The organism is Propionivibrio sp. (genome assembly GCF_029255185.1).
In the GTDB taxonomy this organism is placed as follows: Bacteria; Pseudomonadota; Gammaproteobacteria; order Burkholderiales; family Rhodocyclaceae; genus Propionivibrio.
On sequence record NZ_JAPUVO010000007.1, the window covers coordinates 1 to 2,090 of the forward strand.

Genomic DNA, 2,090 nt, shown 5'->3' on the forward strand with positions numbered 1-2,090 from the left:
CGCCGTCGAGCTGTCCGAGCGTGAAGTTCCGGATTATGTTCAGGTCGATCACAAGGAAATGAAGGGGACTTTCGTTCGCGCTCCGGCGCTGGGCGACGTGCCCTATCCGGTGCAGATGGAGCCGAACCTCGTCATCGAATATTATTCGCGGTAACAGGCGACGCGACGGAAAAGAAAAGGGCGGGGCGTTTTCCCGCCCTTTGTTTTGCGCCCTTCGCGGCGTATGGATTTTTGCCTTGCGTTTCTCGAACCGTTTACCGATCATGTTCCGCTGCCGTTTGAGGGGTGTCGCGTAATGGGAAAGACCATCGTTCTAGCCTTAATGCTCAGTCTTTCTTGCGTGTCTGCCTTTGCGGCGGCGCGGGAGGAGGTCGTTTGCAAGGACTATGAATTCGCCGTTTCAATGGAGGGCCGCAAGCTGGGCTGCGCGCCAATTCCCGAATCGGGGATCGTGCCGAAATGCGGGGACAGATATCCGGTCATGCACAGCGACGGCACCGTCGGCTGCTACGAACCCAAGCCCCGCGCTGTGATCGTCGATGACTGCGCCCCCGGGCAACGCAGCGTGGTGTTAAGCCCCACGCATGTGGGATGCAGCAACTAAGCCGCCGTCCCTAGAGCGCTATCCGTTTAGTCAGAACAAGAGGAGCCAGTTGCCGTCACCCCAGCGCAGGCGGGCCCCATTTGTTACGGGCCTGTCGCCAACAAAATGGGATGCAAGCCTGCGCTGGCATGACGATTCCACCTTAAGGGTAAAGGCTCTAAATCCGTTCCGAAAGCCATATCGCCGTCTTTGATCCTGCGCGGATCAGCGCCCGCAGCAGGAGGTAACCCTTCGCTTCCGTGGCGCCGTGGGCGCGGCCGCTCATTTCGTGTTCTTTTTCGTCGGCGCGGAATTTGGCGATCATGCGGCGCAGTTCCGGCTCGTTCCGGCCTTCCAGCGCCGCCAGTTGCTGGCCGTAATGCGCGTCGATCACTTCTTCCACCGCGACCGTGCAAGCCATTGCCGCCTTCTCGCCGAGCCGCGCCGTCGCCGCGCCCAGCGCAAACCCTGCGACCCGCCACAGGGGGTGCAACGCCGTCGGCCTGACCTGATAGTCGGCCATGAGTTTTTCGAAGGCGGCCAGATGCTCGTCTTCCTGCCGCGCCATATGGCGGATGGCCGGCCCGACCTTGCTGTTGCCGAGAACGGAGAGCTGTCCGGCGTAGATGCGCTGTGCCCCGAATTCTCCGGCATGATTGACGCGGATGATGCGCGCCAGCAGCGCGTCATGGTCTTTCTCGCCGGGCAGGCGTCTTTTTGCTGCGGGGGGCGGGGGCGATTTTTTCCGCATGACGGGCCTCTGGAACGGCGGTTTAAGGTTTTGGGGCGGTCTTCGCGTTCTTGCCGCGCAGTTCGCGCATGATGACGATCAGCGTGAAAGCCGCCAGCGCCAGCGATGCGCCGATATTCCAGTTGGCCATCGACAGCCCCAGAAACGTGCCGCTGATCTGATCGCATCGCGCCGTCGGCGTCGCCAGCAGACGTTCCCGCAGACTGGAGTCCGCCTCGCCGTGCAAGGGCTGGATCGCGCAGCCGTCGGTGCCGAGCCACCAATGCAGCTCCACGCCGGTATGAAAAAACGCCGTGCCGGCGCCAGCGAGAAACAGCGGCAGGCACAGGGCGAAAAACAACAGCATCTGTCCCCTGCCGTAGGGCTGGGACAGCAGGGACAGCAACGCGAGAACGAAGGCTGCCGCATAAGGCGCCCGCTGCCACAGGCACAGGACGCAAGGCGTGTGGCCGAAGCCATATTGCGCCGTCAACGCCACGGCCAAGGTCGCGCACGACACCACCATCACGACCGCAGCGGCGGCAGGAAGGTTCAGGAGCCCTTTACATAGATCAAGCAGCGCAGACTTCATGACGGTACCGAACAGGATCGCAGGGACAGGACCGTAATGATTAAGCCCTTCACGGCGATAAATCCACAGCGCCGTACTTGCGCCTGAAAAGGCTGATTTTATGCTGAAATCAAGCAGGACAAAGGGTAATCGTTAAGGTGCCGTGGCCGCAAAAACACACCTTATGGACAATATGAGGACAAAAA

General features: G+C 61.1%; 3 protein-coding genes. 1 reads left to right on the forward strand and 2 read right to left on the reverse strand.

Going from position 1 to position 2,090, the window contains the following annotated elements:
- The first annotated feature begins 295 nt into the window (after window positions 1–295).
- Window positions 296–604: a hypothetical protein gene (locus tag Q1J43_RS00065; protein ID WP_301100239.1), complete on the forward strand. Its 309-nt coding sequence runs from the start codon at window positions 296–298 to the stop codon at window positions 602–604.
- 157 nt (window positions 605–761) lie between these two features.
- Here the strand turns inward: Q1J43_RS00065 and Q1J43_RS00070 are convergent, their stop codons facing one another.
- Complete coding sequence (locus Q1J43_RS00070; RefSeq protein ID WP_301100241.1) at window positions 762–1,334, reverse strand: demethoxyubiquinone hydroxylase family protein; 573 nt, start codon at window positions 1,332–1,334, stop codon at window positions 762–764.
- Between the two features lie 22 nt (window positions 1,335–1,356).
- The gene (locus tag Q1J43_RS00075) at window positions 1,357–1,905 is read right to left on the reverse strand and encodes a disulfide bond formation protein B (RefSeq protein WP_301100242.1); all 549 of its coding nucleotides are present in this window, start codon (window positions 1,903–1,905) and stop codon (window positions 1,357–1,359) included.
- Window positions 1,906–2,090: the final 185 nt, after the last annotated feature.

What these genes read in the sequence shown, in the direction of transcription:
- Q1J43_RS00070 (WP_301100241.1), bottom strand. Translation starts at nt 1,334, where the DNA reads ATGCGGAAAAAATCGCCCCCGCCCCCCGCAGCAAAAAGACGCCTGCCC.
- Q1J43_RS00075 (WP_301100242.1), bottom strand. Translation starts at nt 1,905, where the DNA reads ATGAAGTCTGCGCTGCTTGATCTATGTAAAGGGCTCCTGAACCTTCCT.
- Q1J43_RS00065 (WP_301100239.1), top strand. Translation starts at nt 296, where the DNA reads ATGGGAAAGACCATCGTTCTAGCCTTAATGCTCAGTCTTTCTTGCGTG.